The organism is Occallatibacter sp., assembly GCF_049582745.1.
Taxonomy (GTDB): domain Bacteria; phylum Acidobacteriota; class Terriglobia; order Terriglobales; family Acidobacteriaceae; genus Telmatobacter.
Window position 1 is genome coordinate 1 of the sequence record NZ_JBAUUO010000062.1, and the last position, 24,504, is coordinate 24,504.

General features: G+C 57.7%; 22 protein-coding genes. 12 read left to right on the forward strand and 10 right to left on the reverse strand.

Going from position 1 to position 24,504, the window contains the following annotated elements:
• Window positions 1-242 precede the first annotated feature (242 nt).
• The 4 genes from WCA10_RS08745 to WCA10_RS08760 all read left to right on the forward strand — a co-directional run bounded on the left by WCA10_RS08745 (window position 243) and on the right by WCA10_RS08760 (window position 2,362).
• Window positions 243-818 (forward strand): cupin domain-containing protein, encoded by a 576-nt coding sequence (locus tag WCA10_RS08745; RefSeq protein WP_472822123.1) that lies wholly within the window; start codon window positions 243-245, stop codon window positions 816-818.
• Window positions 819-969: 151 nt separating this feature from the next.
• A complete protein-coding gene (locus tag WCA10_RS08750) occupies window positions 970-1,248 on the forward strand; it encodes an ArsR/SmtB family transcription factor (RefSeq protein WP_472822244.1) in 279 nt (92 codons plus the stop codon).
• Complete coding sequence (locus WCA10_RS08755; protein ID WP_472822124.1) at window positions 1,245-1,754, forward strand: SRPBCC domain-containing protein; 510 nt, start codon at window positions 1,245-1,247, stop codon at window positions 1,752-1,754. Before WCA10_RS08750 ends, WCA10_RS08755 begins: the two co-directional genes overlap by 4 nt.
• A gap of 44 nt (window positions 1,755-1,798) precedes the next feature.
• Window positions 1,799-2,362, forward strand: coding sequence for a DinB family protein (locus WCA10_RS08760; RefSeq protein WP_472822125.1), 564 nt, complete (start codon window positions 1,799-1,801; stop codon window positions 2,360-2,362).
• Between the two features lie 641 nt (window positions 2,363-3,003).
• On the opposite strand, the gene WCA10_RS08765 is transcribed toward WCA10_RS08760, so the two are convergent.
• Together WCA10_RS08765 and WCA10_RS08770 are read right to left on the reverse strand one after the other, a co-directional pair.
• Window positions 3,004-3,588, reverse strand: a complete 585-nt coding sequence (locus WCA10_RS08765; RefSeq protein ID WP_472822126.1) for a hypothetical protein — start codon at window positions 3,586-3,588, stop codon at window positions 3,004-3,006.
• A 430-nt stretch (window positions 3,589-4,018) separates the two neighbouring features.
• Window positions 4,019-5,206, reverse strand: coding sequence for a glycoside hydrolase 5 family protein (locus WCA10_RS08770; protein WP_472822127.1), 1,188 nt, complete (start codon window positions 5,204-5,206; stop codon window positions 4,019-4,021).
• A 534-nt stretch (window positions 5,207-5,740) separates the two neighbouring features.
• Here WCA10_RS08770 and WCA10_RS08775 point away from each other — a divergent pair.
• The 5 genes from WCA10_RS08775 (at window position 5,741) to WCA10_RS08795 (ending at window position 11,850) form a co-directional block, all read left to right on the forward strand.
• Window positions 5,741-7,111: a M23 family metallopeptidase gene (locus tag WCA10_RS08775; protein ID WP_472822128.1), complete on the forward strand. Its 1,371-nt coding sequence runs from the start codon at window positions 5,741-5,743 to the stop codon at window positions 7,109-7,111.
• Window positions 7,112-7,215: 104 nt separating this feature from the next.
• Entirely contained in the window at window positions 7,216-8,592 is a 1,377-nt protein-coding gene (locus WCA10_RS08780) for an alpha-amylase family glycosyl hydrolase (RefSeq protein ID WP_472822129.1), read from the forward strand.
• Window positions 8,593-8,601: 9 nt separating this feature from the next.
• Window positions 8,602-9,972, forward strand: coding sequence for an MFS transporter (locus tag WCA10_RS08785; protein ID WP_472822130.1), 1,371 nt, complete (start codon window positions 8,602-8,604; stop codon window positions 9,970-9,972).
• A 43-nt stretch (window positions 9,973-10,015) separates the two neighbouring features.
• On the forward strand, window positions 10,016-10,252 hold the full coding sequence (locus WCA10_RS08790) for an Ig-like domain-containing protein (RefSeq protein WP_472822245.1): 237 nt from the start codon (window positions 10,016-10,018) through the stop codon (window positions 10,250-10,252).
• A gap of 35 nt (window positions 10,253-10,287) precedes the next feature.
• Window positions 10,288-11,850, forward strand: a complete 1,563-nt coding sequence (locus tag WCA10_RS08795; RefSeq protein WP_472822246.1) for an Ig-like domain-containing protein — start codon at window positions 10,288-10,290, stop codon at window positions 11,848-11,850.
• Between the two features lie 160 nt (window positions 11,851-12,010).
• On the opposite strand, the gene WCA10_RS08800 is transcribed toward WCA10_RS08795, so the two are convergent.
• Both WCA10_RS08800 and WCA10_RS08805 read right to left on the reverse strand, forming a co-directional pair.
• Window positions 12,011-12,730 carry a base excision DNA repair protein gene (locus WCA10_RS08800; protein WP_472822131.1) on the reverse strand — a complete coding sequence of 240 codons (720 nt, stop codon included), beginning with the start codon at window positions 12,728-12,730 and terminating at the stop codon, window positions 12,011-12,013.
• Window positions 12,730-13,089, reverse strand: a complete 360-nt coding sequence (locus WCA10_RS08805; RefSeq protein WP_472822132.1) for a tetratricopeptide repeat protein — start codon at window positions 13,087-13,089, stop codon at window positions 12,730-12,732. Before WCA10_RS08805 ends, WCA10_RS08800 begins: the two co-directional genes overlap by 1 nt.
• A gap of 76 nt (window positions 13,090-13,165) precedes the next feature.
• On the opposite strand from WCA10_RS08805, the gene WCA10_RS08810 reads away from it, so the two are divergent.
• Window positions 13,166-13,582, forward strand: a complete 417-nt coding sequence (locus tag WCA10_RS08810; protein WP_472822133.1) for a secondary thiamine-phosphate synthase enzyme YjbQ — start codon at window positions 13,166-13,168, stop codon at window positions 13,580-13,582.
• On the opposite strand, the gene WCA10_RS08815 is transcribed toward WCA10_RS08810, so the two are convergent.
• From WCA10_RS08815 to WCA10_RS08830, 4 genes are all read right to left on the reverse strand, one after another.
• Window positions 13,583-15,334, reverse strand: coding sequence for an ABC transporter ATP-binding protein (locus WCA10_RS08815; protein ID WP_472822134.1), 1,752 nt, complete (start codon window positions 15,332-15,334; stop codon window positions 13,583-13,585).
• 63 nt (window positions 15,335-15,397) lie between these two features.
• Window positions 15,398-17,734, reverse strand: coding sequence for an LPS export ABC transporter permease LptF (gene lptF / locus WCA10_RS08820; RefSeq protein WP_472822135.1), 2,337 nt, complete (start codon window positions 17,732-17,734; stop codon window positions 15,398-15,400).
• A gap of 21 nt (window positions 17,735-17,755) precedes the next feature.
• Window positions 17,756-20,020: a heavy metal translocating P-type ATPase gene (locus WCA10_RS08825; RefSeq protein ID WP_472822136.1), complete on the reverse strand. Its 2,265-nt coding sequence runs from the start codon at window positions 20,018-20,020 to the stop codon at window positions 17,756-17,758.
• Between the two features lie 8 nt (window positions 20,021-20,028).
• On the reverse strand, window positions 20,029-20,241 hold the full coding sequence (locus WCA10_RS08830) for a heavy-metal-associated domain-containing protein (protein WP_472822137.1): 213 nt from the start codon (window positions 20,239-20,241) through the stop codon (window positions 20,029-20,031).
• Window positions 20,242-20,345: 104 nt separating this feature from the next.
• On the opposite strand from WCA10_RS08830, the gene WCA10_RS08835 reads away from it, so the two are divergent.
• A complete protein-coding gene (locus WCA10_RS08835) occupies window positions 20,346-20,852 on the forward strand; it encodes an NUDIX hydrolase (protein ID WP_472822138.1) in 507 nt (168 codons plus the stop codon).
• Window positions 20,849-21,760 (forward strand): alpha/beta fold hydrolase, encoded by a 912-nt coding sequence (locus WCA10_RS08840; protein ID WP_472822139.1) that lies wholly within the window; start codon window positions 20,849-20,851, stop codon window positions 21,758-21,760. The genes WCA10_RS08835 and WCA10_RS08840 overlap by 4 nt, the downstream gene beginning before the upstream one ends.
• An 85-nt stretch (window positions 21,761-21,845) precedes the next feature.
• Here WCA10_RS08840 and mdh read toward each other — a convergent pair whose 3' ends face one another.
• Window positions 21,846-22,772, reverse strand: coding sequence for a malate dehydrogenase (gene mdh / locus WCA10_RS08845; protein WP_472822140.1), 927 nt, complete (start codon window positions 22,770-22,772; stop codon window positions 21,846-21,848).
• 192 nt (window positions 22,773-22,964) lie between these two features.
• A complete protein-coding gene (locus WCA10_RS08850; RefSeq protein ID WP_472822141.1) occupies window positions 22,965-24,365 on the reverse strand; it encodes an NADP-dependent isocitrate dehydrogenase in 1,401 nt (466 codons plus the stop codon).
• Between the last annotated feature and the right edge of the window lie 139 nt (window positions 24,366-24,504).

Here is a 24,504-nt window from a genome sequence, read left to right on the forward strand (position 1 = left end):
GGACAGCGGCTTGGTCGTCAGCATCGCTCTGAGAACCTTATCGAATTCCTTCGCTTCTACGGCCTTAACCTTCATCGCTTCATCCTAACCGCCCCACTGCACATGCGTGTTCGGGATGATCATTCCACTAAGCAACTGACGCGTTGCCGGTAACCCAGACTAACGACCTTCCGCATCCCTTTCGCGAATCGTCTGGGCCAGGTGGCAGGCCAATTGGTACGATTCCTGATTAAGGATCAATCGTGGACAACTTCCTGAGGTTGGAAAACCGCCATACCGGCGAGGTGTTAGTGATGCGCCGCATGCGCGACGCTCAGGGACAAACTGTTCTAACCCTCGATGGCACCTTGCCGCCGGGAACGAGCGGCCCACCACTGCACGTGCATTTCCATGAAAACGAGGAAGGCATCGTGAAAGCAGGTACGCTCGGCGCTCAAATCGGGAACGACAAGTTCGTTGTACCTGCCGGGGGAACCGTAGTCCTGCCCGCAGGCCGCCCTCATCGATGGTGGAATGCGGGCGACGATCTGCTGGTGTTTAGCGGCCACGTAGTTCCGGTGGACTTGGATCGCTATCTCCAGGCGGTGTTCGCTGTTCTGAACGCCTCTGATGGCAGGCCACCGATCTTTTATTTAGCCCATGTGCTCTGGCGCCATCGCGACACACAATTGCTTTTAATTCCTCCGCCACCCATGCAACGAATCCTCTTGCCTGTCGTGTTGATCATTGGACGCATTCTGGGCAAATATAGCGGCTCGAGCTTGCCGGGTTCGCCCGAGTCGTGCCCAGGGGCGCCGCTTGTTGATGGGGAAGCATAAATCGGCGCAGGTGTGAGGGTTCAGAGACCAAAGAACAGAAACCAGGAATCGCAAAATTCACACTTGACTTTCACCGACAATCCACTACCATACGGTTGTGGATAGATTGGGTACAACGTTTGCGGCTCTGTCTGACCCAACCCGGCGGGCGATGATCGAACGACTCTCCCGTGGTCCTGCCTCTGTGCATGGATTGACGGAACCGTTTGCACTTTCGCAGCAGATGATTTCAAAACATATTGCTTACCTGGTCCGCGCCCGGATTGTGATCAAGACGAAGCGTGGACGAGAAAGTGTGTGCACGCTCAGGCCGGAGGCGATAAAGACAGTCAGCGACTGGGCGATTCGCTATCGCCGGTTCTGGGAAGAGAGTTTCGACAAGCTGGAAGTGGTAGTCAACGAAATGAAAAGAAACGGAGGTCAGAGATGACAAAAGACGCGGTTAACGAGATAGAGCGGATGGTTATCACAAGAGTTTTTGATGCCCCACGCGAGTTGGTTTGGAAGGCGTGGACAGACCCGAAATATGTAATGCAGTGGTGGGGCCCGAAGGGCTTTACTTCGCCTGTTTGCAAAATGGATGTTCGCGTTGGAGGAAAGTCTCTCCTCTGCATGAAGGCGCCGGATGGGTACGAGGGCTGGAATGCGATTGAATACCACGAGATTGTTCCGTGCGAGAAGATCGTTTCCTCCATGTACTTCTCCGACTCGGAGGGAAACAAGATTGAGCCTGCGGAATTAGGACTAGAAGATGAGGCCATCGAGGGTGCGTACGATGTGACCCTCTTTGAGGATCTCGGAAACGGCCAAACCAAGCTCACCCACATTGGCAATGAACCCATGGAGAGCGCGAAGAACAGCGGTCAATTCGAGGGCTGGAACGAGACACTCGAGAAAGTTGCCGCAGTTGTTGCGGAGCTGGCGCAGGCGAAATAAGAAGTTGAAGTTTTGATTCGCGAAACTCAATCATGGAGAAAGAAATGAAAAGAATCCCGTTTCTCGCTATCGTCCTGCTGGCATTCGCATTTCCCGCGCATGCCCAGGACGCGATGAAGAAAGATGCAGCCATCAAACCTGCCGATCCGGAATTGAAAGTCGTGCTCGATTCCTGGAATGAGATTGGCCGCAAGCTGACGGCGATGGCCGAAGATTTTCCCGAGGACAAATACGACTTCAAGCCGACACCCGCGCAGCGGAGCTTCGCCGAGCAGTTGCTGCACGCGGCGGGCTCATGCTACTACTTCACGAATCCTGTGATGGGGCTGAAGCTTCCCGCGGCAGAAGATCCGAAGCGCGACCAATACAAGTCCAAGGCCGACATCATTGCGTTCGTCAAGAAATCCTTCGCCGACGGCGCAACCGCCCTCCAGTCGAAAGGCGAAAAGGGCCTGACGACGGAGGTTGTTTATTTCCCAGGGCAGAAATCGCGCGTTCTCGACATAGCAAACGGCATCATCGAACATAGCGGTGAACACTACGGCCAGCTCGTTGTGTACTACCGCCTCGCAGGTCTTGTGCCGCCGGAGTCGCGGCCCAGGAAGTAAAGCCCAAGAGACCAGATACCCCGTCCTCGTCGCGCGCCGTTTGCGCGAAAGGGCGGGGATTTTGGTTTTTGGGACCTTCAATATTCAATGCGGCGGGTGGCCCCGATGTCGAGGCGCTATCCAGTTGAGGGACCCCTTCGACAAGCTCAGGGCAGGCTCGGGCACCCTCGGCGTGGTTGAAAACGATCTTCGGGACCGGGGCCACCCGCCGAGTCCGCTTTCTTGCTATTTCGACTGACAAATAGGCCGCAAACCGCATCGGACCAGCTTTTAGCTATTGCTCCGTTTTGGGGAATGCGCTGCGGTCATTGCCTTAAGCGCGGCCAGTCGGTCGAACTGATTCGTCTGCTCCTGCTGGGACTTCGCAACTGCTGAGTCAATAAGATGCTGAATTGTGTCAGTCGCTAATGGGCTGTTCCGATGTTCTCCTACCGCAACCACGAACTCTCTTACTCGGTTAATGACCGACAATGCTTCCTCTTTCTTGTACCATCGACGCGTATGCGATAGCTCATTCCGCCATATATCCTTCATGTACTCGCAATGATCAGCGGCGTTTGAAAGGAACTGTAATTCTTCCTCTCGTTTGGGGCCGACTGGGCGCTGGCGAATTTTCTTAATCTTGTTTTGAATAGCCGAAATCACGTCCTGCCAAGTGCCATATCAATCGGACATGGGCGACGGTTTTTTGTGAGTTTGACCCGAAGATTGCGATTAGCAGCGAGCTTCCTTAATCCATATTCGGCCACACGCATGCAATGGAAGACGCAGGCTGTGTATTGACTCGCTGCGTAGCAGTTCCCAGCGGAAAGACTTTCCCGAAAAGCATTTACGGAATATTTGTCTTTGAAAGACTCACCAAATAAGCGGAAATTGTTGTAAAAGCCTGCCTCTTCGTCCGAAAAGAAGAGGAACTTCTTCTTTGAAAGATTGTGCGCGATTGCATCCAGAACCCCTTCGATTTGCGCAAGGATCACAGCTTCTCGTCTGTCCGCCGAGTGCTCCGCGAAAGACTTTGATAGTGCGTCAAGGTGGACCACCAATGTTGAATCTGTACCTAAATTTTCGCAGGCCGACTTCAGGCCACCGAAAATTTTGCCCAAGATCTCAAGAAAGTCGTCATTGCAAACTGATCTCCCAAGAGTATCCGCATTTTGCAGGGTCCCATGGCAGGTTTCAAGAGTCTTTATGCGCAACACGAGTTCAGAAACGCCAAATTCTTTCATGTTTTGCCCCAGACTCACATTATCGCTGAGCGTCAATCCCCTAAGAATCGTTCTGGGTGGATGGTGGACAACCAGTCAGTGGACAACCAGTGGACAACCAGTGACAACCAGTCAGTTACTTCTCAACAAACAGGATAGCCGCTGACGGACCCCACAGCGCCGAGCAGATTAGTGTGTTCCCGTGACAGGCCCAAGTAGCAGCAGGAAGCTGCAATGGGTGGCAGCATTCGTACCTTCGAGCACTGGACGAGCTAACCCTGGTGCTGGCTTTCGTACGTCTCGTCGAGCAGACCTCATGATCTCGCGATACCATTAGCCCTGATCGCGGGGGCGCTCAAACAAACCCTGAACACTGGCGGGTGGCCCCGGTCCCTCGCATTTGGGGACCGGGGAGGGCCGTCACCACCGACAGTAGATTTGAGTTGCCGCCCTATGCCTTCCCTTTCCATCCCAGCCAATCCAGAATCCACCGCCAGCTGCTATCGAGCGTGTGTGGCGACGGAGGCGGCGGCAAAGTTGCGGTTGGAAAGACAACCGGCTTGCCGCGATAGGTTTCGGCGAGTTGTTTGAAGACGCGGCCAGCGGGTTTCACTTTTCCGTCGTTGGTGAGCAGGCCGAGCGTGTACTCCAGCGGGTTGAAGTCGTACTTGCGATCGACATCGTGGCTATCCCAGTAGCTGAACCAGCTCACACCCTGCTCGATCGCCGCGTGCACGGCCTTGTCGAGCCACTCCGCCTGCTGCTCGTCGGTCAGTTCCTTGATGCAGGTGTTGAACTCGCCTGCCCACACCGGCTTCTGTTGCGTCCCCGCGTACGACCGGATCAGCGCCGCCATGGCCGCCAGCAGCTTCACGCTGGGCGGATCCATCGCACCGCCATACTTCACCGCGCCCGTCCAGAACGGATAGCAGTGCATCACCGGCATGACCTGGTCGGCGACAAGCGCCTTCGGAGAGAACGTGTCATCGGCGAACCATGGCTTGTGATCGACTCCGTTCACATGCAGCCTGCCGGGAAGCGTTGCGTTCATCTGCGCAAACATCCGCTTCATCCACGCGTCGCCCACCTCTAACTTCGCCTCCCAGCAGGTGTTGATCTCGTTGCCTTGATCGAAGCCGATGAGATTGTCGTGGCGGGAAAGCGTCCGCCCCAGCTCGCCAACGAAAAGTTCCTGCGCGGCCAGCGTCATCGGGTCCGTAAAAAACCCATCGGACTGCCGACGGAACGGCGGCAGAAAGTACCAGCCGCTCAGCTGTCCTGTAAATACGGTGACCAGCGCATCAAGGTGTCTCTCGCCCATCAGCGTGACGAGTTGATCGAGCCGCTCGAGATGCGCCGGACTGACCCACTTCGGATTGGGCTGGAAGAACGCCCAGATCAGCAGGATGCGCAGGTGATCCGCGCCCAGCGCAGCGATCGCATCAAGATCGCGCCTGATCGGATCGGAATCCCAGTCGTTCCAGCAGAACCACCAGTTATGCGAGGGCGTATAGTTGACGCCGAAACGATGACGCAGCGGATCGAGCCGAGTTGATGGATTGTCCGTGGCTGCCAACACGCGCGCAATCGAACTTCCTGGTCCCACCATCGCCGCCGTTGCCGCGGTGCTCGTTGCCATGAATTTTCGTCTGTCCAATTTGCCCGTCCTCTTAACGACAACAAAGCTAATTCCCGACGGTGAAGCACGTCCAGCAGACGCTCCGGCTCCAGGCGTCAAGCCCCTTGCACTCATTTTTCCGCTAAGTCCCTGAATCTACGCGCACGATTTTCGCTGTCCATTTGCAGGTTATTTCCCGCTTCCGGAGCACAATAACACTATGGCGAGTTTCCGCCCACAGCCGATCTCCTCCCGCAGTGGTGCCAGGTCGTCTGAGTGCTTTGCTATGAATTATCTACGGCTAAGTCTATTCGCTTGACGACTTTGCATCCACCTCCCTTCCGCAAGTCGCTGATTCCAGCGAAGTACTCGATAGAGGGGTAGGGAGGGGGGAGGGGGGGGGTAAAGGGCAACCAAATGGTTGCATATATCTTACCGGCTGTGATGCAGCACTCGATTGCCGGAATCTGTGCCCCGAAGAGTTCGCCGCCAGACGTCACTCTTTCGGAAACACCTCCGCGTACGATCCACAACCCCGCCGACCTAGAATGAGATGTGCGCAAAGTCCTCCGTTTTGTACTTCCGCTTGTAACCCTCGTTTCTACTGCCATTCTCGTGGGCTGTTCCTCCGCACCCGCGATTGACTTGCCAACGCCCGTGACCACCATTGGGCAGGCGACGCCGGTAAGCGTTCACGTCACCGATCCGCACGGCGTTCGCAGCGTCTCCGCGACCGTCGAGCAGAACGGCGCGAGTTATCCCGTCTGGCAGATGTCGCAGCCCTCCAAGGCAAAGGAAGCGACGTTCAATTTCACCGCCGGCGTCAAAACCACGCCGCAGCTCAAGGACGGCAAGGCAAAGCTCGTCGTCGAGGCGACGTCGAGTGGCATGCTGCACAAGTCATCACGCATTGAGCGCGACGTAACCGTGGTGACACAGCCGCCGACGATGAGCGTCGACTCGGAGCAGCACTATCTCTACATTGGCATGGCCGACTTGGCGACGTTCAATGTATCGGGAGCCTACACGTCGGCCGGAGTGCGCGTGGGCGACCAGTCGTACCGCGCGTGGCCCTTGCCGGGCGGCAAACCGGGCCTGTTCTCGCTATTCGCCTTTGCGTGGAATATGCCGCAGGGTACGATTCCGCTTGTCTTTGCCTCGAACGGCGCGGGCAACGATGTAACCAGCCCCATCACGGTCATCTTCCCCAAGAAGGAGCAGCCTCATTACACCGTCCATGACCTGCAGGTGAGCGAGGCTTTCATGCAGAAGGTGGTTGGCGAGCTTGATCCAAACGGCTCCGGCGACATGGTCACGCGCTTCGTCAGGATCAATACCGAGATGCGCAAGTCAAACAACAAGACGCTATCCGATTTACGCTTCAAAACAGCGGATCACTTCCTGTTTACGCAGACCTTTCAGCGCCAGCCGCACTCGCAGGCTGAGGCGAACTTTGCCGATCTGCGCAACTACATCTACCAGGGCAAGAAGATCGACCAGCAGGTCCACCTTGGCTACGACCTTGCCGTCACGCAGCATGTCGGCGTGGAGGCATCGAACGACGGTCGCGTCGTGTGGGCCGCGCCGCTAGGCATCTACGGCAACTGCATTGTGCTCGATCACGGCTATGGCCTGCAGACAATTTACGGCCACATGAGCCACATCGACGTCCACGAAGGCGACCTGGTGAAGCGGGGCCAGGTCATGGGCCAGAGCGGCATGACGGGCATGGCCGGCGGAGACCATATTCACTTCGCCATGCAGCTTGACGGCGTACAGATCGACCCCAAAGAGTGGTGGGACCCGCACTGGATCCAGGACCACATCACGAAGCGCATCGATGCAGGTATGGCGCCCGCCTCCGACGTGGCGACTAAGCCGGCGCAAAGGCGAAGACGCCCAGCCAAGTCCAGAAGGCGGCGATAACGGCTCTTGGGTTCGCGCCGACTTCGCCGCAAACCTGCCAGCGCCCGATGAGCGTGTTCATCGCTATGGCGGCATAAGCCTCGGGAATGCTATGCTTTCCCGCTATGAAGTCGAGGCCGTACTTTGCACTCGCTTGTTTTCTTGCCGCATCATTTGGAGCCGGATGTTCAACCTTCGCCCAGCAGCCTGATCCTGCGATTGCCACGCTGCAGGCTCGTCCATCGCCCGCATGGCTGAAGTCGGGAACCATCTATCAAATCTTCGTGCGCTCGTTTTCGCGCTCGGGCGATCTGAACGGAGTAACCGCACGCCTCGACGACCTGCACAAGCTGGGCGTGAACATCCTGTGGCTCATGCCCATCCACCCCGACGGCCAGGTAAAGAAGAAAGGCTCTCTGGGAAGTCCGTATGCGGTTCGCGACTACTACGCGATCGACCCCGCGCTCGGCACCAGGGAAGACCTGCATCGGCTGGTCGAGGAGGCGCACAAGCGGCAGATGAAAGTCATCATCGACGTGGTGGCCAATCACACCGCGTGGGACAGCGTCATGATGGCGCATCCCGAATACTACAAAAAGGATAAGGAAGGCCGCGTGACTTATCCCTACGACTGGACCGACGTCGCGGCGCTTGATTATTCCAATCCCAAGCTGCGCCGCTATATGACCGATGTACTCCTGTACTGGGTAAAGGACTTCGACCTGGACGGCTATCGCTGTGACGCCGCGGACGAGATTCCGACGGATTTCTGGGAAGAAGCGCGCAAGGAACTTGAGCAGGTAAAGCCGGACATCATGATGCTGGCCGAAGCATCGAAACCGGAACTGCTGCGCAGCGCATTCGATATCGATTACGCATGGCCCATGCTGCACACCGTCGACGACATCGCAATGAACGGCGAGCCTGCGACCAAAGTCCACGACATGATGGAGCAGCAGGACGCATTGTTTCCCAAGGGCGCGCTGCACATGCGCATGAGCGATGACCACGACGAGCTGCGGGCGGTAACGCGTTACGGGTTTCCCGGCGCAATTGCGGCGTCGGCGCTGATGTTCACGTTGAATGGAACGCCGTTGATCTACAACGGCATGGAGGTCGGCGATTCCACACAGTCGCGCGATCCGGCGCTCTTCGAGCCCCAGAAAATCTTCTGGGGCTCCGAGAAGTGGCATCCGGAGTATCCAAAGTTCTACGCATTCATGACAGCCTTACGCCGCGAACATGCAGCACTCCAGCAAGGCGCAACTATCTGGTTGCACAACACCGACGAGCAACATGTGGTTACGTATTTGCGTCGTGCGGGCTCTGAGGAGTTCCTGATCGCCGTGAACCTGTCGAATACGCCATTTCGCGGAAGCGTGGAAGCCGCCGGGAACTGGAAGGAGATCGAACTTCCAGTCTCGAAACCTGAATCTGAAGCCGTTCCGTTTATCTCGCTGAACGCGTTCGAGGCTCGCATCTTTCAAAAGCAAGCCCGGTAGGAAGAACTCATGACCACTTCACAAACCGAACCGGTGGGCGCGAAGACTGTCACATACTTCCGCAAGCCCGAGCGCAGCTTCTGGCAGATTTGGAACATGAGCTTCGGCTTCCTCGGCATCCAGTTTGGCTGGGGCTTGCAGATGGCCAATATGAGCGCCATCTACGAATACCTGGGCGCGCGAGCAGACCAGATTCCGATTCTCTGGCTCGCCGCGCCGCTGACAGGACTGCTGATTCAGCCGCTCATCGGCCACGCGAGCGACCATACGTGGGGGCGTCTGGGTCGCCGCCGTCCGTACTTCCTTGCCGGCGCGATCCTGAGCTCACTCATGCTTGTCTTCATGCCGAATGCATCGGCGCTGTGGATGGCCGCAGGCATGCTCTGGATTCTGGATGCCTCGATCAATGTGAGTATGGAACCGTTTCGCGCGTTTGTTGCCGACATTCTGCCGGAAGGCCAGCGCACCGCAGGCTTCGCTATGCAAAGTCTGTTCATCGGGCTCGGTGCATCGTTTTCATCGGCGTTGCCCTACATCCTCACGAACGTCTTCCACATGCAGCAGAAAGTGGGAGACACGCGCGCGGTGCCAACCGTCGTGCGCATTTCGTTCTACGTGGGCGCCGTGGCTTTCATCGGCGCAGTGCTTTGGACGATCGTCACCACCAAGGAATATCCGCCGCAGGATATGGAAGCGTTTCGCCGCGCGAAAGCTGAAAAGACAAGTCTCGCCGCGAGTGCGCGTGAGATATTCGCGGCCATCGCCGAAATGCCCGACACCATGCGCAAGCTCGGCCCCGTGCAACTGCTTACGTGGCTGGGGCTCTTCTGTATGTGGCTCTATTTTCCTGTCGCCGTGGCACACAATGTCTTCGGAGCCAACGATACGAGTTCGCCGCTCTACCAAGCAGGAGTCGAATGGGGCGGCAACTGTTTTGCCATTTACTCGATTGTCTGTTTCGCCTTCTCATTTGCGCTGCCTGGTCTGGCCCGCAAACTCGGGCGCAAGAACACGCACACTGTCTGCCTGATTTGTGGAGCGCTGAGCCTGATGTCGGTCGCTGTCATTCACAACAAATATGTACTGCTGCTGACCATGGTCGGCGTCGGCATCGCCTGGGCCAGCACTCTGTCGATGCCATATGCAGTGCTCGCGGCCTCACTACCGCCTGTCCGGACCGGCGTGTACATGGGCATCTTCAACTTCTTCATTGTGACGCCCGAAATTCTGGCTTCGCTGTTTTTCGGCTGGTTCATGATCCACATGCTGCACAACAATCGCATCTACGCCATCATTGCCGGGGGCGTTTTCATGCTGATTGCTGCCCTCCTGATGCAGCGTGTGCGTGATCCCCAGACCCTGAGCGTACAGGACATCTAAGGACCCTATTGCTTCAATCACCGTTACTCCTGCCGCATTCTCTATCGCGTCCGGACAGAGAAAGCAGCTTTCCGCACTCGGCGTTTACAGCGATGGCAGCTCACACGATGTGACCGGCCAGGTTACGTGGAATGCTCTCAGTACCTCTTATGCGACGGTAAACTCCACGGGTTTGGTGACGGGCGTCGCCGCTGGCAGCTCGACTATCACGGCAACGATTGGATCGACGACAGGTTCGGCAACTGCGACTGTAACCGCCGCGCAAGCTCGGGAGCCGTGACGTCAGTGCCTGCAACGCTGACGGTGACCGCGGCAGTGCTGACGGAGATCGACATCTCGCCGGATGGCCAATACATCCCGGCCGGCAGTCAGCTCCAGTTGGCAGTGACGGGCACGTATAGCGACAACACAACGCAGACCCTCACGAGCGCGACCTGGTCTTCTTCCGATTCGACTCTTGCTTCTGTAGATCCGAATACCGGTGTCGTAACGGGCGTTGCCAACAGCAACAACAACCCGGTCACGATTACGGCAAGCTACGGCGGAATGACCGATACCGCGACCGTGTACGTCACGGCAGCTGTGGCGGAGTCACTACAACTCACTCCAACCTCCGCCTCGATCGCAAGCGGAACCACGCAGCTATTCGAAGTAAATGAGGTCTACAGCGACGGAAGCATCCAGCCGGTGACGGCCGGGCTCTCGTGGCTCTCGTCTTCGCCTTCGGTTGCAGGAATCGATACGAACGGGCTTGCCACCGGTCTTGCTCCGGGTCAAGCAACGATTACTGTCGGCTATCAATCCATGACGGCCACCGCATCGCTGACCGTAACCTCTGCAACATTGGCAAATATCGTGGTCACACCGGTGACAACGGTAGTGGGCATCAACGGCAACGTTCAGTTCACAGCGACTGGCGCCTTTACGGATAACAGTACGCAGGATCTGACTGCGCAGGTTATCTGGAGTTCATCGAATGCCAGTTTCGCGTTGATCAACGGAGGTGGCCTGGCGAGCGGCTTGAGTGCCGGCGCAACCACAATTACTGCAACATCCGGCAGCCTAAGCGGTTCCGCCAGCTTGACCGTGACTACGGCAACGCTGGTCTCAATCGCCATCACACCTTCGAATCCGATTGCGCCACCGCGCTCGAGGATTCAGCTAACCGCGATTGGGACTTTTAGCGACGGTTCACAGCTTGTCCTCTCGGGCGTCTCATGGCATACCAGCTCAGCGAGGTATGCGATGGTAAACGGAAACGGCGTGCTGCGCACCAAGAAAGCCACCAAACAACCCGTGCCGGTGTACGCAAAGCTCAATGGCATCACGGGACAAACCACACTCACCATTACGTCAATGACGATTCAATCGCTGGTGGTTAATCCAGCCACTCCGACGATTGCCGTCGGCACCACGCAGCAGTTCTCATTGATTGGCACATTCAGCGATGGCGTGACGACGGTCGATCTTACGGCATCGGCTCGTTGGCAGACCTCGAACTACCAGGATGCGGTGATCAACCGGCAAGGTATTGCAACCGGTGTGGCAGCCGGCTCGGTGACGGTTACCGGCTCGATCAATGGTCAGACGGCTGCAACAGCCTCACTGACCATCTCGAATGCAACGATTCAGAACATTGCGGTGACGCCGGCGACGCCAACCATCGCACTCGGCGCTCTGCAGCAATTTGCTGCGAGCGGCTTGTTCAGCGATGGCTCGACGCAGGACATCACCTCGGTGGTGACCTGGTCTTCGTCGACTCCCACCGTTGCGGTGATCAATCAAAAGGGAGTTGCATCCAGCGCAAGCCACGGGCAGACGAACATCAACGCAACACTCAAAGGCGTGACCGGTTCAACTCTTCTGAACGTTAATTAAATCGCAAAGTGTACGAGTTCCCTGGATCGCGTCGCAGTGGAGAAAGGGCTCACCCGAACCGGGGTGGGCCTTTTCTGTTGTCGCGATCGGATAATTGGCGCAACTCTGCGGCAACAACATCCGATCAGGCAAGCGGTGAGCCTGAGACTGGAGTTGCGCTTCACGCTTTCTTTTGTTCTTTCCGGGACATCTGCAGATCGGCTGCAAGCGGACAGTGCGCGCAATCGGGAGTCTTTCTGCAGTACGCTTTGCCAACGGCGACTGTGAGCGCGTGGAAGTCATTAAAAAGCTGCGCGTAATTCGCGTCAGGGTCGAAGGCAAAGGCGCTGCGGGTAAGTTGGACGAGCGCCTCGTAACCCTTGCGATTCTTTCCTGGCGCAGGGTCAAGAAGGCCATGACGGACTGCGATGCGGCGCAGGTATTCGTCTGCGACCGGAACGGGATGGCCGAGCGCATAGAGCAGAATCGCATCGGCTGTCTCAGTACCAACGCCTGGCAGCGCGAGCAGCCGATCTCGCAAAGCTGCAGTCGGCGTATCGCCCAATTTATCGAGCGATCCTCCAAACTCTGCATCGAGCATGGCGATGAATGCCTTGATAGCCGGCGCTTTGCGGGTATAGAAGCCCGACGGACGGATCAAGTCTCGCAGATGTTCGATGGAGAGGGCGCGGAGTCCTTCGACGTTGAGCGCGCCTGCGTTCCGGAGATTGGCAAGAGACACTTCGACGGCTTTCCACGAGGTATTCTGCGTGAGGTAAGCGCCAAGGATAACTTCTATGGGCGTCTCAGCGGGCCACCAACGTTGTGGACCGTAGGCACGCTCAAGTTCATCGTGCATCCTGCGTAAGCGTCGCGCGGGATCGGTCGAGTGCCGACTCATCACTGTCTTCCATCCTTATCAGGAGAAGATTGCAGCTCCGCCTTCCACTCCAGAATGCGGGCGCGCGCGGCCGCAGTTTCGGCCTCCGGAATGTGTCCTGCCCGCTGGAGCGAAATCGACAAGGCGGTGTGGGCGAGTGGATCGTTTGGCGTCAAAGCGGTCAGAGCGAGGGCAGCGCCAATGGATTGCTCGAACCGGCCGGCATCGCGCAGGGCGCGGATGAGTCCGTGATGGGCTTCGGCGTAATTGGGATCAACCGTCATTGCCGCACGAAAGCTCTGAACGGCCTCGGCGGCGGAACCGGCTGCGAGCTGGTCAAGCCCACGTTGCGAGAAGGCTTCCGCTTCGTTTGAATTCATACTGGTCACGCATTCTTTAGGATAAATGTTGTGACCAGGCGATGCGATCAGCACCGCATGTCCGAGGAGCCCAACAATGAAGAGTCATACGGAATACATGACGTTCGAGACCAGAAAGCGCCGTGAGATGGTGCACATTACAGACCGGGTGGAAGAGATCGTCAAGCGCAGCGGGGTGAAGGATGGACTATGTTTTGTGTCTCCCATGCACATTACGGCTGCAGTCTATGTGAACGACCTTGAGAGCGGCTTGATTGAGGACATTGGGAAGTGGCTGGAAGAGTTGGCGCCAGCACGGCCCGACTACAAACACCACCAGACCGGTGAAGATAACGGCGACGCGCATCTCAAATCACTCCTGCTGCACCACGAGACGACGCTGCCGGTAACGAACGGCCGGCTCGATCTGGGCACGTGGCAGCGGGTGTTCTATGCGGAGTTCGACGGCCAGCGCCGCAAGCGAGTCATCGTAAAGATTCTCGGAATCACGTAATCAGCCGGCGACGGTGAGCTCTTCTTCCAGTTGCTGCTTCTGGTAGAGGCCAGCGTAGTAGCCATCCAACGCGAGCAACGCATCGTGGCGGCCAACTTCGACAATTATGCCGCGATCGAGCACCGCGATCTGGTCGGCATCGCGTACAGTCGATACTCGATGCGAAATAAGAATCGTCGTGGCAGTCGCGGTGTAGTTGCGCAGTCCACCCAGAATGCGTTCTTCGGTATAGGTGTCAACGCTCGCGAGCGCGTCGTCCAGGATCAGAATAGCGGGTCGCCGCAGCAGAGCGCGCGCAATTGCCAGACGCTGTTTCTGTCCGCCCGATAGCGTCATGCCGCGTTCCCCAACCATGGTCTCAAATCCCTGCGGAAATTCCTCAAACTCGCGCCGGATGTGCGCTGCCTCCGCCGCTTCGAGCAACTCTTCGGCAGAGATTGAAGGCACGCCAAAAGCCAGGTTTTCTCTGAGTGTTTCGCTGAAGAGAAATGTTTCTTGCGGTACGATGCCCATATTGCGCCGAAGTGTTTCCAGCGGATATGCGCGGATTGGGCGGCCATCGATAAGCAGAGAGCCCTCGGGGGCTTCGTAGAGTCGCGAAATCAAGTTGACCAGGCTGGTTTTGCCAGAACCTGTCGGTCCCACAATTGCGAAGCTCGAACCGGCAGGTATTTTCAGCGAGATATCGCGGAGTATCTGCGTATCGCCGTAGCTGAAGTTGAGATCGCGGAATTCTATATCGCCACGCAAGACGGCGTTGGCAGGAATCGCAGGATCGGCGGAGCTGTCATCGATGCCCGGGCGGGCACGCAGGATCTCATCGATACGCGCGACGGAGGCAGTTCCGCGCTGGAAGAGATTCACAACCCATCCCACCGCAATGATCGGCCAGATCAGCAGAATCATGTAGGTATTGAAGGCTACGAATTCGCCCGGCGTAATGCGATGTGCAATCACTTCGTGGCCGCCCACCAGGAGAGTAATGATCATGGCAATGCCGAGGATGAACTCCAGCGTCGGCCACAACATTCCCATGAGCTGAACGAGACCCTGGGCCCGCGCGATGTACTGGCGGTTCAGCTTCTCAAACAGGCTCATCTGCGACTGTTCGCGTCCGAATGCGCGCACCAGCCGCGCGCCTGAATAGTTTTCCTGCGCTTGCGAAGAGATTTCGGAGAAACTCTCCTGAATCTTCTCGAAGCGATCGTGGATCTTCCTTCCGAAGTACTGGACGAGAATGCTGGCGAGCGGCATGGGAGCCCATGCCACCAGGGTTAGCCATGGGCTGATGCGGAGCAGAAAGTAGAGCGCACCGACCGTGAAGAAAACCGTATTGGCGCTATACATCAATGCTGGACCGAGCAGCATGCGCACTGCATTCAGGTCGTTGGTCATCCGCGCCATGACATCGCCGGTGCGGTATTTCTGGTAGAAACTGGCGTCCTGGCGTTCCAATTGCAGGAAGAGGTCATTGCGTAGATCGAATTCGATCTCGCGGGAGATGCCGATCAAGATCCAGCGCTGAGCGTAGAGAAAGAGACCTTTGACGAGGTAGATGGCAACAAACACACAGGCGAGAAAAACAATGCGCTCGTGCGAGACACCGCGCTCCAATTCGTCAATGGTTTTCTTCAGAATCTGAGGCCCCTGCACGGCGGCCACATTCGTCGCGATGCACGCGAGAGTGCCCCAGAGGTATCCCCATCGATAGCGGCGCATGTAGCTGAGCAGCGGGCCCAGTTCTCGAAGCATATCCTATTGTACGAGGAATGATGGGTACCGCCGAATGGCCGGCGAGCGCCGCGAGACTCGACCTCAGGTGGGAGTTCTGAGCAGCAAATAGCCGCCGGTAAGGCCAAAAAGCACGTCCGGAGACCACGCCGCCAACGCTGCAGGCAAGTAATTCACATTTCCCAGAGCGCCAAACAGCCCGTTCACGACCCAATAGGCGAGAGCGACGGAAATGGCGACGGCAATTCCCGTGAGCGATCCGCGACGCCCCATCGAGAGCGCAAAAGGAATTGCCAGCACCGACATGACCACAGCAATCAGCGGATAGGCGAGCTTTTGCCACAGGGCTACCCTCAGCCGCATTGTGTCAAAGCCGCTTTGGCGAAGATCTCGTATGTAGCTGTTCAGCTGGCCAAAGTTCATTTCCTGGGACTGCCAGTTTTCTTTCTTGAAGTAGTCCGGGTCTTCGTGTATCTCGGCGAAACTCGTGTTGCCGAATTCGTTGTACCCCGGGCTATTGCCCTCGATGTCTCTCACCCAGCCATTGTGGAAGCGCCATGTTTCGGATTGCTCATCCCAGACCACGCGGGAAGCAAAAATTCTGCGGGAAAGAGCGAATGTGGTTGGATTGAACTCAAAGATCGAGAGGTTGGCGAATGCATTGTTGTACGAATCGAAGAATTGGTAATAGAAGATATGGCCCAGTTCGCCCGGGCGAGATTGTCCGAACATCCACTTTTCTTCGGGGTGCAAAAATGTTTGCGGCGGCCGGCCCTTGATTGTGCTGCGTAGAGCCTCCTGCCGGCGATTTGCCGAGGGCAGATAATAGTCGTCGAACAGGAACAAGCAAACGGCCAGCACCGCAGAGATCGATACGATCGGGATAATGAGACGGTAGAGACTGATCCCGGTGGCTTTCATGGCGACGATTTCGCTGTTGCGATTGAGAACCCCGAAGGTCACCAGCGCGGCGATCAGCACGGCAAGAGGTGTGATGGAATAGACCATGCTGGGAGCCAGGTTAAAAAGATAAGCGCCTACTGTCGCAAGTGCGACGTGATTGCGAACGATGTCGCCAACCAGCTCGAAGAATGTGAAGACCAGCATCAGCATGACGAAGCTGGCCAGCACAAGCATAAACATTCCAAAGAACTCACGCACAACGTAGGCATCGAGCAGCCGCGGGAACAGACCGCGCGAAACAAGGCGGACGGTGCGGGGCTGGAGTTTTTCGAGAAGCTCCGTCAGATGAGCCCCGTTTGATTTGATTGCAAGCCGAGGCTTGGGAGTGCGCGACGCGAGGCCTGCGATGGCGCTCAAGACACGCCCGCCGCTTGCCATCTGCCAGAGCAGGAAACTGCCGACTGCCGCGAAGAGGAGATTGGCCATCCACACACCGAGGAAGGGCGGGAGCTTCCCCTGGCGGCTGAGCGCTATACCCGTATACGAAAGGATGTAGTAGAGCAGGACCAGCAACACGGTAAAGACCAGTCCCGAGCTTTTTCCTCCGCGCCGCGAAATCACTCCGAGAGGAACGCCAACAAGCATCAGAACAAGGCACGCCGCCGGATAGGAAAATCTTGTGTACAACTCGAGAAGGAATCTTCTGCCATCAGGACCGTGTGTTCGCGCCTCGAGGGTCGACAGGGGCAGGGCGTAAATCGCAGTATCCATGCGGCCGAGGTGCGTTTCGCTTTGCGGACTGAGTGACAGGGGCAGATCCGTTTGCTTGAAAGTCGAGATGTTGTACTGCTGCGGCTGGCCGGCAACCGTCTCGTGGCGCGAACCATCGCGGAGTCTCATCATCAATTCCTGCGAAGAGTCGCTCACCACAGTCGCAGATTTGGCGGTGGTGATGATCGGATTCCCAGGATCGCTGACGTCGGCCATAAAGACCTGGTCCCAGTTGGAGGCCCCTGTTCCGCCTCTTACGTTCTGGACGTAGAGGACAGCATTGCGGAAATCTTCGTAGAATACGCGTGGCTGAATCTCAAACGAAGCCTGGGAGGTTTCCAGTTCCTGCTGCATATCGAGAATGGCCCGGTTCGCGCGGGGCGCCACAAAGACTGAATTCACCAGCCCCAGCAGCGTTCCGCCGATCGCGACAATCGAAGCGACGCGTACAAAGTACCCAATGCCCAGCCCGGACGCGCGCATGGCGATAATCTCGCTGTCAGCGGCCAGGCGGCTGAGCCCCAGCAGGATGCCGACAAGGACGGCCATCGGGATGGTGACCTTCAAGGTGTTAGGGAGGCTATAGACAAATATTTCCGCGATGCTGTCGAAGGTTGAACTGTTGCGAACTACTGCCTCAAGGATCTGGTTCAGATCGCGCATGAAGAGAATGAAGGTGAAGACCGCGCAACCGATCAATGCGTAGGAGAGGATTTCGCCGAGGATATACCGGGTGAGGATGCGCACGGTCAGGGCTCTAAGGCTAGTTTAGCTTGCCTTTGCGGCGGGCAGCGGGCGCGGCTGCCATCCCCTGAGCCGAAGACTGTTTGCCAGGACGCTTACGGAACTCATGGCCATCGCAGCTGCCGCGATCCAGGGGCTCAACAGGATGTGAAAGGCGGGATACAGCAATCCGGCGGCCAGGGGGATTCCGATCATGTTGTACGCTGCGGCCCACATCAGGTTCTGCCGCATAATGCCGACGGTAGACTTTGCCAGGTCGATTGCGGCGATCAGCGCCGATGGTTGCGCACGCAGGAGCAGAACGTCCCCGGCCTCCTGGGCGAGATCGGCGCCGCTGCCCATCGAGATGCCGGCGTCAGCCTGGGCCAGGGCTGCCGCATCGTTGATGCCGTCGCCGACCATGGCGACGCGAAGACCTTGTTGCTGCAGGGTGCGGATGCGCGCAAGTTTCCCTGCCGGATCCAGCCCCGCTTCAACTTCGCCGATGCCGGCCTGGTTGGCGATGGGCGCGGAAGCTGCGGCGGAGTCGCCGGTCAGCATCATCACGCGAAGACCGCTTTGCTGCAGTGCGGCGATGGCTCCGCCGGCATCAGGGCGCAGGGAGTCTTTCGCATCGAAACAGCCGATCGATTGATAATCGAGCGCGATCCAGAGGCGGGTAACTCCAGGCTTTGCAGGAGGAATGCTGTCGGGGAACCGAATCGCCGATTCCTGAAACAACGCCTCGTTTCCCAGGAGGCAGTTGTAGTCCTCTACGCGGGCGGCAACGCCGCGGCCGGGAATCACCACGACCTCTTCGGCAGGTTCCCACTTGATGGCGCGAGCCCGCGCGCAATCGACAACGGCATGGGCCAGGGGATGATTCGAGCGCTCCTCCGCAGCAGCAGCCATGCGCAAAAGGTCGTCCTCGCTGTATCCCTTGACCGGGCGGACCGCTTGAAGGACGGGTCGTCCGACGGTAAGGGTTCCGGTTTTGTCGAGGATGACGACGTTGAGGTTGGCAAGCCGCTCCAACGCCTCTCCGCCCTTGTAGAGCACCCCGAACTGCGCACCCCGGCCAACCGCCACCGTCAGAGCGGCCGGAACTGCGAGACCCATGGCGCAGGGGCATGCGATCACGAGCACGGAAACAGTGGTGGCCAGGGCCATCGAAACAGAATGCGTCGTAACCATCCAAACGGCAAAAGTGATAACGGATAGCGCGAGAACGATCGGTACGAAGATAGCGCTGGTGCGGTCGGCCAGCCGCTCCGTTGGCGCTCGCGACGACTGAGCCTGCTCTACCATCCGCGTTATTTGGGCGAGCACCGTATCTTCGCCCAGGGACTCGGCCTTGCATACAATGGCGCCGTCGTAATTGAGAGAGCCAGCCAAAACGCGCTCCCCAGCTTCTCGCGGCTGCGGAATCGCCTCGCCTGTCAGCATTGACTCATCTACGCTGGTGCGGCCTTCTGTAATCTTTGCGTCTACCGGAAATCGTTCGCCGGGAAGAACAAGCACGTTGTCACCGATGCGAACTTCTTCAAGCGGCACAAGGGTTTCGACGCCATTCACAATGCGGCGGGCTGTCGAGGGGCGCAGACGGCCCAAGGCATCGACGGCTGCCAAGGCGCGATGTTTGGCTCGCGCCTCGAGTGCTTTGCCAAGAAGCAGAAAGCCAAGGATCAGAAGAACTGCATCGTAGTAAACCTGGCGATCCGGTGCAGGATAAACCGTGGCGTACGCCGAGTAGGCGAATGCAACGCCGGTTCCCAGGCTCACAAGCGTGTTCATATTGGTGCCGCCGTGCGCCAGGCCACGAGCAGCCGCGACATAGATCCCACTTCCCGCCCATGCCATCAGGACCGCGGTAACGATGAGCAGCGACCAGCGCAGAACGTCCGGCGACGTCTGGTAGAGCCACGGCAGTATCCCCATCAACAGGTGATCCAATGAACCCATCTGCGTGCCAATGGGCATGGCCACCAGCATCGCGAGTGCGCCGACAACGAGGGTTGCCGCAGCTTTGATCTCGGCTCTTCCGTGCGAAGGATCCTTGCCACGTGGCGCGGTTGCTCCGCTGTGGGGAAGCACGGCGTCGTAACCGGCCTTGCGGATCGCGTCCACCAATCGCTCGGCCGATGCCTCGGCTGGGTCAAACTCCACGAGGGCACGATTCGCCATCAGGTCAACATGCGCCGACTTCACACCGGCCGTCTCTATGAGAGCGCTTTCGACATGGTGCTGACAGGACGCGCACGTCATTCCAATGACGGGTAATGTCAGCGACGCTGTCTCGGTCGAAACCATCGTGCGGCTTATTGCTCCAATCGTGCGCTGAAGCCGACCTTGGCGAGCGCAGCTATCGCGGCATCCACGGGCGGTGTCTCGTCGGACGACTTCAATCTGGCAGCCCCAATGCGTACCTCTTCAACTTCCACGCCCCCGATGGAATTCAAGGCCTGGGTTACGCGCCGGACGCATGAGCCGCAATGCATGCCATCGATGCGCAGTATGAACTCCGCCATCATGTTCTCCTGTTTGCTTTGATGATACTCGCAGCGAATCGATGCAGCCCCGCAAGAAGCAGAGCCGAACGGTTTTGGCTGGTTACGCAAGTGTTGAAGCGCGGTCTATGGTAGAAGCAGAGATGATGGCAAACGTCCTGCAGCGTGAATTCCCCCAGGCTCCGATTGTCGGAGTTGGCGCGGTCGTCGTGGACCGAGAGCGCGTCTTACTGGTGCAACGAGGCCACGAACCCTTGAAAGGGAAGTGGTCCCTGCCCGGCGGCATTCTGGAACTGGGAGAGTCGCTGGCCGAAGGCGTTGCTCGCGAGGTACTGGAGGAAACCGGCCTCGTCGTGGAAGCCATCGAATTGGTCGAAATCATTGATCGCGTCCAGCGAGTGGGCGGTCCGGACGGTGAGCGAGTGCAATATCACTACGTAATTGCCGACTACCTTTGCCGCGTGGTTGGGGGCTCTTTGCATGCGGCATCGGATGCGGATGCCGTGCGCTGGGTAGAACGGGCGGAGTGGAACAGCCACAGCGCGCTGGCACTCGATGCCATTACCGTGCGCGTAATTGAGGTTGGCTGGCAGCGAGCCAGAGAGTTGAATCGTGCCCAACAGGAGCAACGTTGAAGCAGAAACTTAAATGGATTGCTTTCGCTCTTCTCGTTCTGATTGCAACCCTGGGTTTGGAATTCTGGCGGCATCCTCTTGATTTCTTTTTTGAATTCTCGAAAGCGGAAATGCTTTTCGCCGGAGCGAAAAGCCGCTTTACGGTGGTCGATGGCTATCGCGTTCACTACTATGCGCTGGGACCGTCAGACGGTCCGGTCGTCGTCCTGGTGCATGGCCTTGGAGGCCGCGCCGAGGATTGGGAGAAACTCGCGCCGCAACTGGCAATGGCAGGGTATCGCGTATACCTGCCCGATCTTCCCGGTTATGGCCAAAGTGACAAGCCGACGGACTTTTCCTATTCAGTCAGCGATGAAGCGAAGATTGTCCTGGGCTTTGTTGACGCGCTCGGTTTGAAGCAGGTTGACCTCGGTGGCTGGTCGATGGGCGGCTGGATTGTGCAGCTTGTCGCCGCGGATCATCCGGAGCGGGTGCGCAGGCTGATATTGTTTGACAGCGCCGGTCTCTACGTGAAGCCCGACTGGGCCACAAGCCTGTTCACGCCCGGCACTGCCGCAGAGCTCGACAAACTAGACGCGCTGCTCATGCCTCATCCGCCCCACGTGCCTGGATTCGTCGCAAGAGATATTCTGCGCACATCTCGCAAACATGCGTGGATCGTCCATCGGGCGATGGACTCGATGCTGACCGGGCGCGACACAACAGATAAGTTGCTGCCCAGTCTCAAAATGCCGGTATTGATTGTGTGGGGCGAGGTTGATCAAATCACTCCGCTGAGCGAAGGCGAGAAGATACACCAGCTCATTCGTCAGTCGCAGTGGACCGTGATTTCCGGTTGCGGACATCTCGCGCCCAACGAATGCGCCGACAAGATCGGGCCTGTTGCGGTCGATTTCCTGAAGAGGTAGCTTCTGACGAAGCTCGCACCATGCAAAAAGGCCACTCCTTGAGAAGTGGCCCCTTTGCATGCGAAGCAAACCTGTTGAAGCAAATCTACACGCCGATGACCGCGCACAGCTCCTTGACGGCGGCCGCGCTCTTTTTCAGGGCAGCGTCCTCTTCGGGCGTGAGCTTGATTTCGATGATCTTTTCAAGGCCCGCGGCGCCGAGCTTGCAGGGAACGCCGATATAAAAGCCGTCAATGCCATATTCGCCCTGCAGGTAGGCCGCGCAGGGGAGAATCTTCTTCTTGTCCTTCAGAATCGCTTCCACCATTTCAACCGCAGCCGCGGAGGGAGCATAGTAGGCGCTGCCGGTCTTGAGGTATTTCACGATTTCAGCGCCGCCGTCGCGGGTCCTCTGCACAAGCTGCTCCAGCCGGTCGGGTGCAATGAGCTCTGTAATTGGAATGCCGGCAACCGTCGAATACCGCGCGAGAGGAACCATGGTGTCGCCATGGCCGCCGAGCACAAATGCCGTCACATTCTCCACGCTGACATTGAGTTCTTCCGCGATAAAGGTGCGAAAGCGGGCCGAGTCGAGCACCCCTGCCATACCGATGACGCGCTCGCGATTGAATCCTGCTTGGCGGAACGCTGTCTGCGCCATGGCATCCAGGGGATTTGAGACGATGATCAGAATGCATTCGGGCGACTGCGCAACCACTTTCGCAACCACGTCCGACATGATCTTGAAATTCGTGTGCAACAAGTCGTCGCGGCTCATGCCGGGTTTCCGCGGAATGCCGGCCGTGATCACAACGATGTCGGAGTTCGCCGTCGCAGCGTAATCATTGGATCCGGTGACGTGCACGTCGCGCTTCTCGATGGGCATGGCTTCCAGTAAATCCAGTGCCTTGCCTTGCGGCACGCCTTCCACAACATCAATCAGCACCACGTCGGCCAGCTCCTTGGCCGCAATCCAGTGTGCTGCCGTAGCGCCTACGTTGCCGGCGCCCACAATACTTACTTTTTTACGCATTTTTCTTTTCTCCACTTGGGCAATGTCCCTGTCCCTCGGGGGCTAAAGCCACGTTGCTTTATTGGATATCTGTGACACGCGACCCAGAGGGTACCCCGAGTCGTGCCCTTTCAAAACTGGTCATTGAAATCTAACAACTGAAATGTAACAAGCCAAAACTGACTTCCGAAGACTGACAACTGAAAACTGCTTCTACATGTTTCCGATGATGCGCGTTGCAAACTCGCTGGTGCCCACCTTGGTTGCGCCAGCCGTCTGCCGTTCAAAGTCGTAGGTTACGAACTTCTGCTGGATGGTCTTCTCCATTGCGCCTTCAATCATCTTGGCTGTTTCTTTCCAGCCTATGAAGTCGAGCATCATCACGCCGGAGAGAATCACCGACCCTGGATTGATGACATCCTTGTCGGCATACTTTGGAGCGGTGCCGTGCGTCGCTTCGAAAACCGCGTAACCGTCGCCGATGTTTGCACCGGGCGCGATGCCCAGCCCGCCTACCTGCGCCGCCGCCGCATCTGAAATGTAGTCGCCGTTCAGGTTGGTCGTCGCGAGAATGCTGTAGTCCGACGGGCGGATGATGATCTGCTGGAAGATGGAGTCGGCGATGCGATCGTTAATGAGAATTTTGTTCTTCCACGCGCCTTTGCCGTGTGTCTTCCCGATGGAATCGAGGACGCCCTTGATCTCAGCGCAGAGAGCATCGCGAAACGCCTGGTTGCCAAACTCGAGGCCGGGCTCGATCAATGCGGCGTTCTCTTCGACGGTGATGCTGGGGTTTGCATCGACGTTGCCGAGGATCCAGCTTTCCCGTTCGGTCACTGTCTGGTCGCGGAATTCTTCGACCGCAACCTCGTATCCCCACTCGCGGAATGCGCCTTCGGTGAACTTCTGGATATTGCCCTTGTGCACCAGCGTGACGGTCTTGCGACCCATCTCGAGCGCCTGGCGAATGGCATAGCGGACGAGGCGCTTGGTTCCGAAGATCGAGATTGGCTTGATGCCGACGCCCGAATCGGAGCGGATCTTTTTCTTCGTGCCCTTGAGCAGGTCGTCATTGATGAACTCGATGATGCGTCCCGCATCCGCACTGCCCTGTTTGAACTCAATGCCCGAGTACACGTCTTCGGTATTCTCGCGGAAGATAACGATGTCGACCTTTTCGGGATGCTTCACCGGGCTGGGTACGCCCTGGTAGTACTTGACGGGCCGCACACAGGCGTACAGGTCGAGCAATTGGCGAAGCGCAACATTCAAGGACCGAATTCCTCCGCCCACGGGTGTCGTGAGTGGCCCCTTGATGGAGACACGCAGGTCCCGCGCAGCGCTGACGGAGTCGTCCGGCAGCCAGGTGTTGAACTGGCGAAAGGCCTTTTCTCCCGCGAAAATCTCGAACCATGCGATTTTGCGCTTGCCGCCGTAAGCCTTTTCGACCGCGGCATCAAAGACGCGCTGCGAGGCCTTCCAGATGTCGCGTCCGGTGCCGTCGCCTTCGATAAATGGAATGATGGGATTGTCGGGAACCTGATATTGGCCGTGGCTGTACTCGATGGGCTGGCCGTTCTGCGGCAATTCCAGCCCGTTGTAGGTCTTTTGCATTTGTTTTCTGGAGTTCCTTCCCTCGATACGCTGTAAGGAAGGCTAACACCTGCAAATTATGCGTGGCAATGTGACCGGAGTCGCGCAAAGAGACGCAAAATCGCGCCCAAGCGTATTTCCGCATCCGCTCTGCGAGCGT

Excerpts from the sequence above, each read along its gene's own strand:
- WCA10_RS08765 (WP_472822126.1), bottom strand. The coding sequence starts at position 3,588 with ATGAAAGAATTTGGCGTTTCTGAACTCGTGTTGCGCATAAAGACTCTT.
- WCA10_RS08750 (WP_472822244.1), top strand. The coding sequence starts at position 970 with ATGATCGAACGACTCTCCCGTGGTCCTGCCTCTGTGCATGGATTGACG.
- WCA10_RS08785 (WP_472822130.1), top strand. The coding sequence starts at position 8,602 with ATGACCACTTCACAAACCGAACCGGTGGGCGCGAAGACTGTCACATAC.
- WCA10_RS08780 (WP_472822129.1), top strand. The coding sequence starts at position 7,216 with ATGAAGTCGAGGCCGTACTTTGCACTCGCTTGTTTTCTTGCCGCATCA.
- WCA10_RS08810 (WP_472822133.1), top strand. The coding sequence starts at position 13,166 with ATGAAGAGTCATACGGAATACATGACGTTCGAGACCAGAAAGCGCCGT.
- WCA10_RS08830 (WP_472822137.1), bottom strand. The coding sequence starts at position 20,241 with ATGATGGCGGAGTTCATACTGCGCATCGATGGCATGCATTGCGGCTCA.
- WCA10_RS08825 (WP_472822136.1), bottom strand. The coding sequence starts at position 20,020 with ATGGTTTCGACCGAGACAGCGTCGCTGACATTACCCGTCATTGGAATG.
- WCA10_RS08815 (WP_472822134.1), bottom strand. The coding sequence starts at position 15,334 with ATGCTTCGAGAACTGGGCCCGCTGCTCAGCTACATGCGCCGCTATCGA.
- WCA10_RS08805 (WP_472822132.1), bottom strand. The coding sequence starts at position 13,089 with ATGAATTCAAACGAAGCGGAAGCCTTCTCGCAACGTGGGCTTGACCAG.
- WCA10_RS08835 (WP_472822138.1), top strand. The coding sequence starts at position 20,346 with ATGGTAGAAGCAGAGATGATGGCAAACGTCCTGCAGCGTGAATTCCCC.
- WCA10_RS08760 (WP_472822125.1), top strand. The coding sequence starts at position 1,799 with ATGAAAAGAATCCCGTTTCTCGCTATCGTCCTGCTGGCATTCGCATTT.
- mdh (WP_472822140.1), bottom strand. The coding sequence starts at position 22,772 with ATGCGTAAAAAAGTAAGTATTGTGGGCGCCGGCAACGTAGGCGCTACG.
- WCA10_RS08770 (WP_472822127.1), bottom strand. The coding sequence starts at position 5,206 with ATGGCAACGAGCACCGCGGCAACGGCGGCGATGGTGGGACCAGGAAGT.
- WCA10_RS08800 (WP_472822131.1), bottom strand. The coding sequence starts at position 12,730 with ATGAGTCGGCACTCGACCGATCCCGCGCGACGCTTACGCAGGATGCAC.
- WCA10_RS08850 (WP_472822141.1), bottom strand. The coding sequence starts at position 24,365 with ATGCAAAAGACCTACAACGGGCTGGAATTGCCGCAGAACGGCCAGCCC.
- WCA10_RS08755 (WP_472822124.1), top strand. The coding sequence starts at position 1,245 with ATGACAAAAGACGCGGTTAACGAGATAGAGCGGATGGTTATCACAAGA.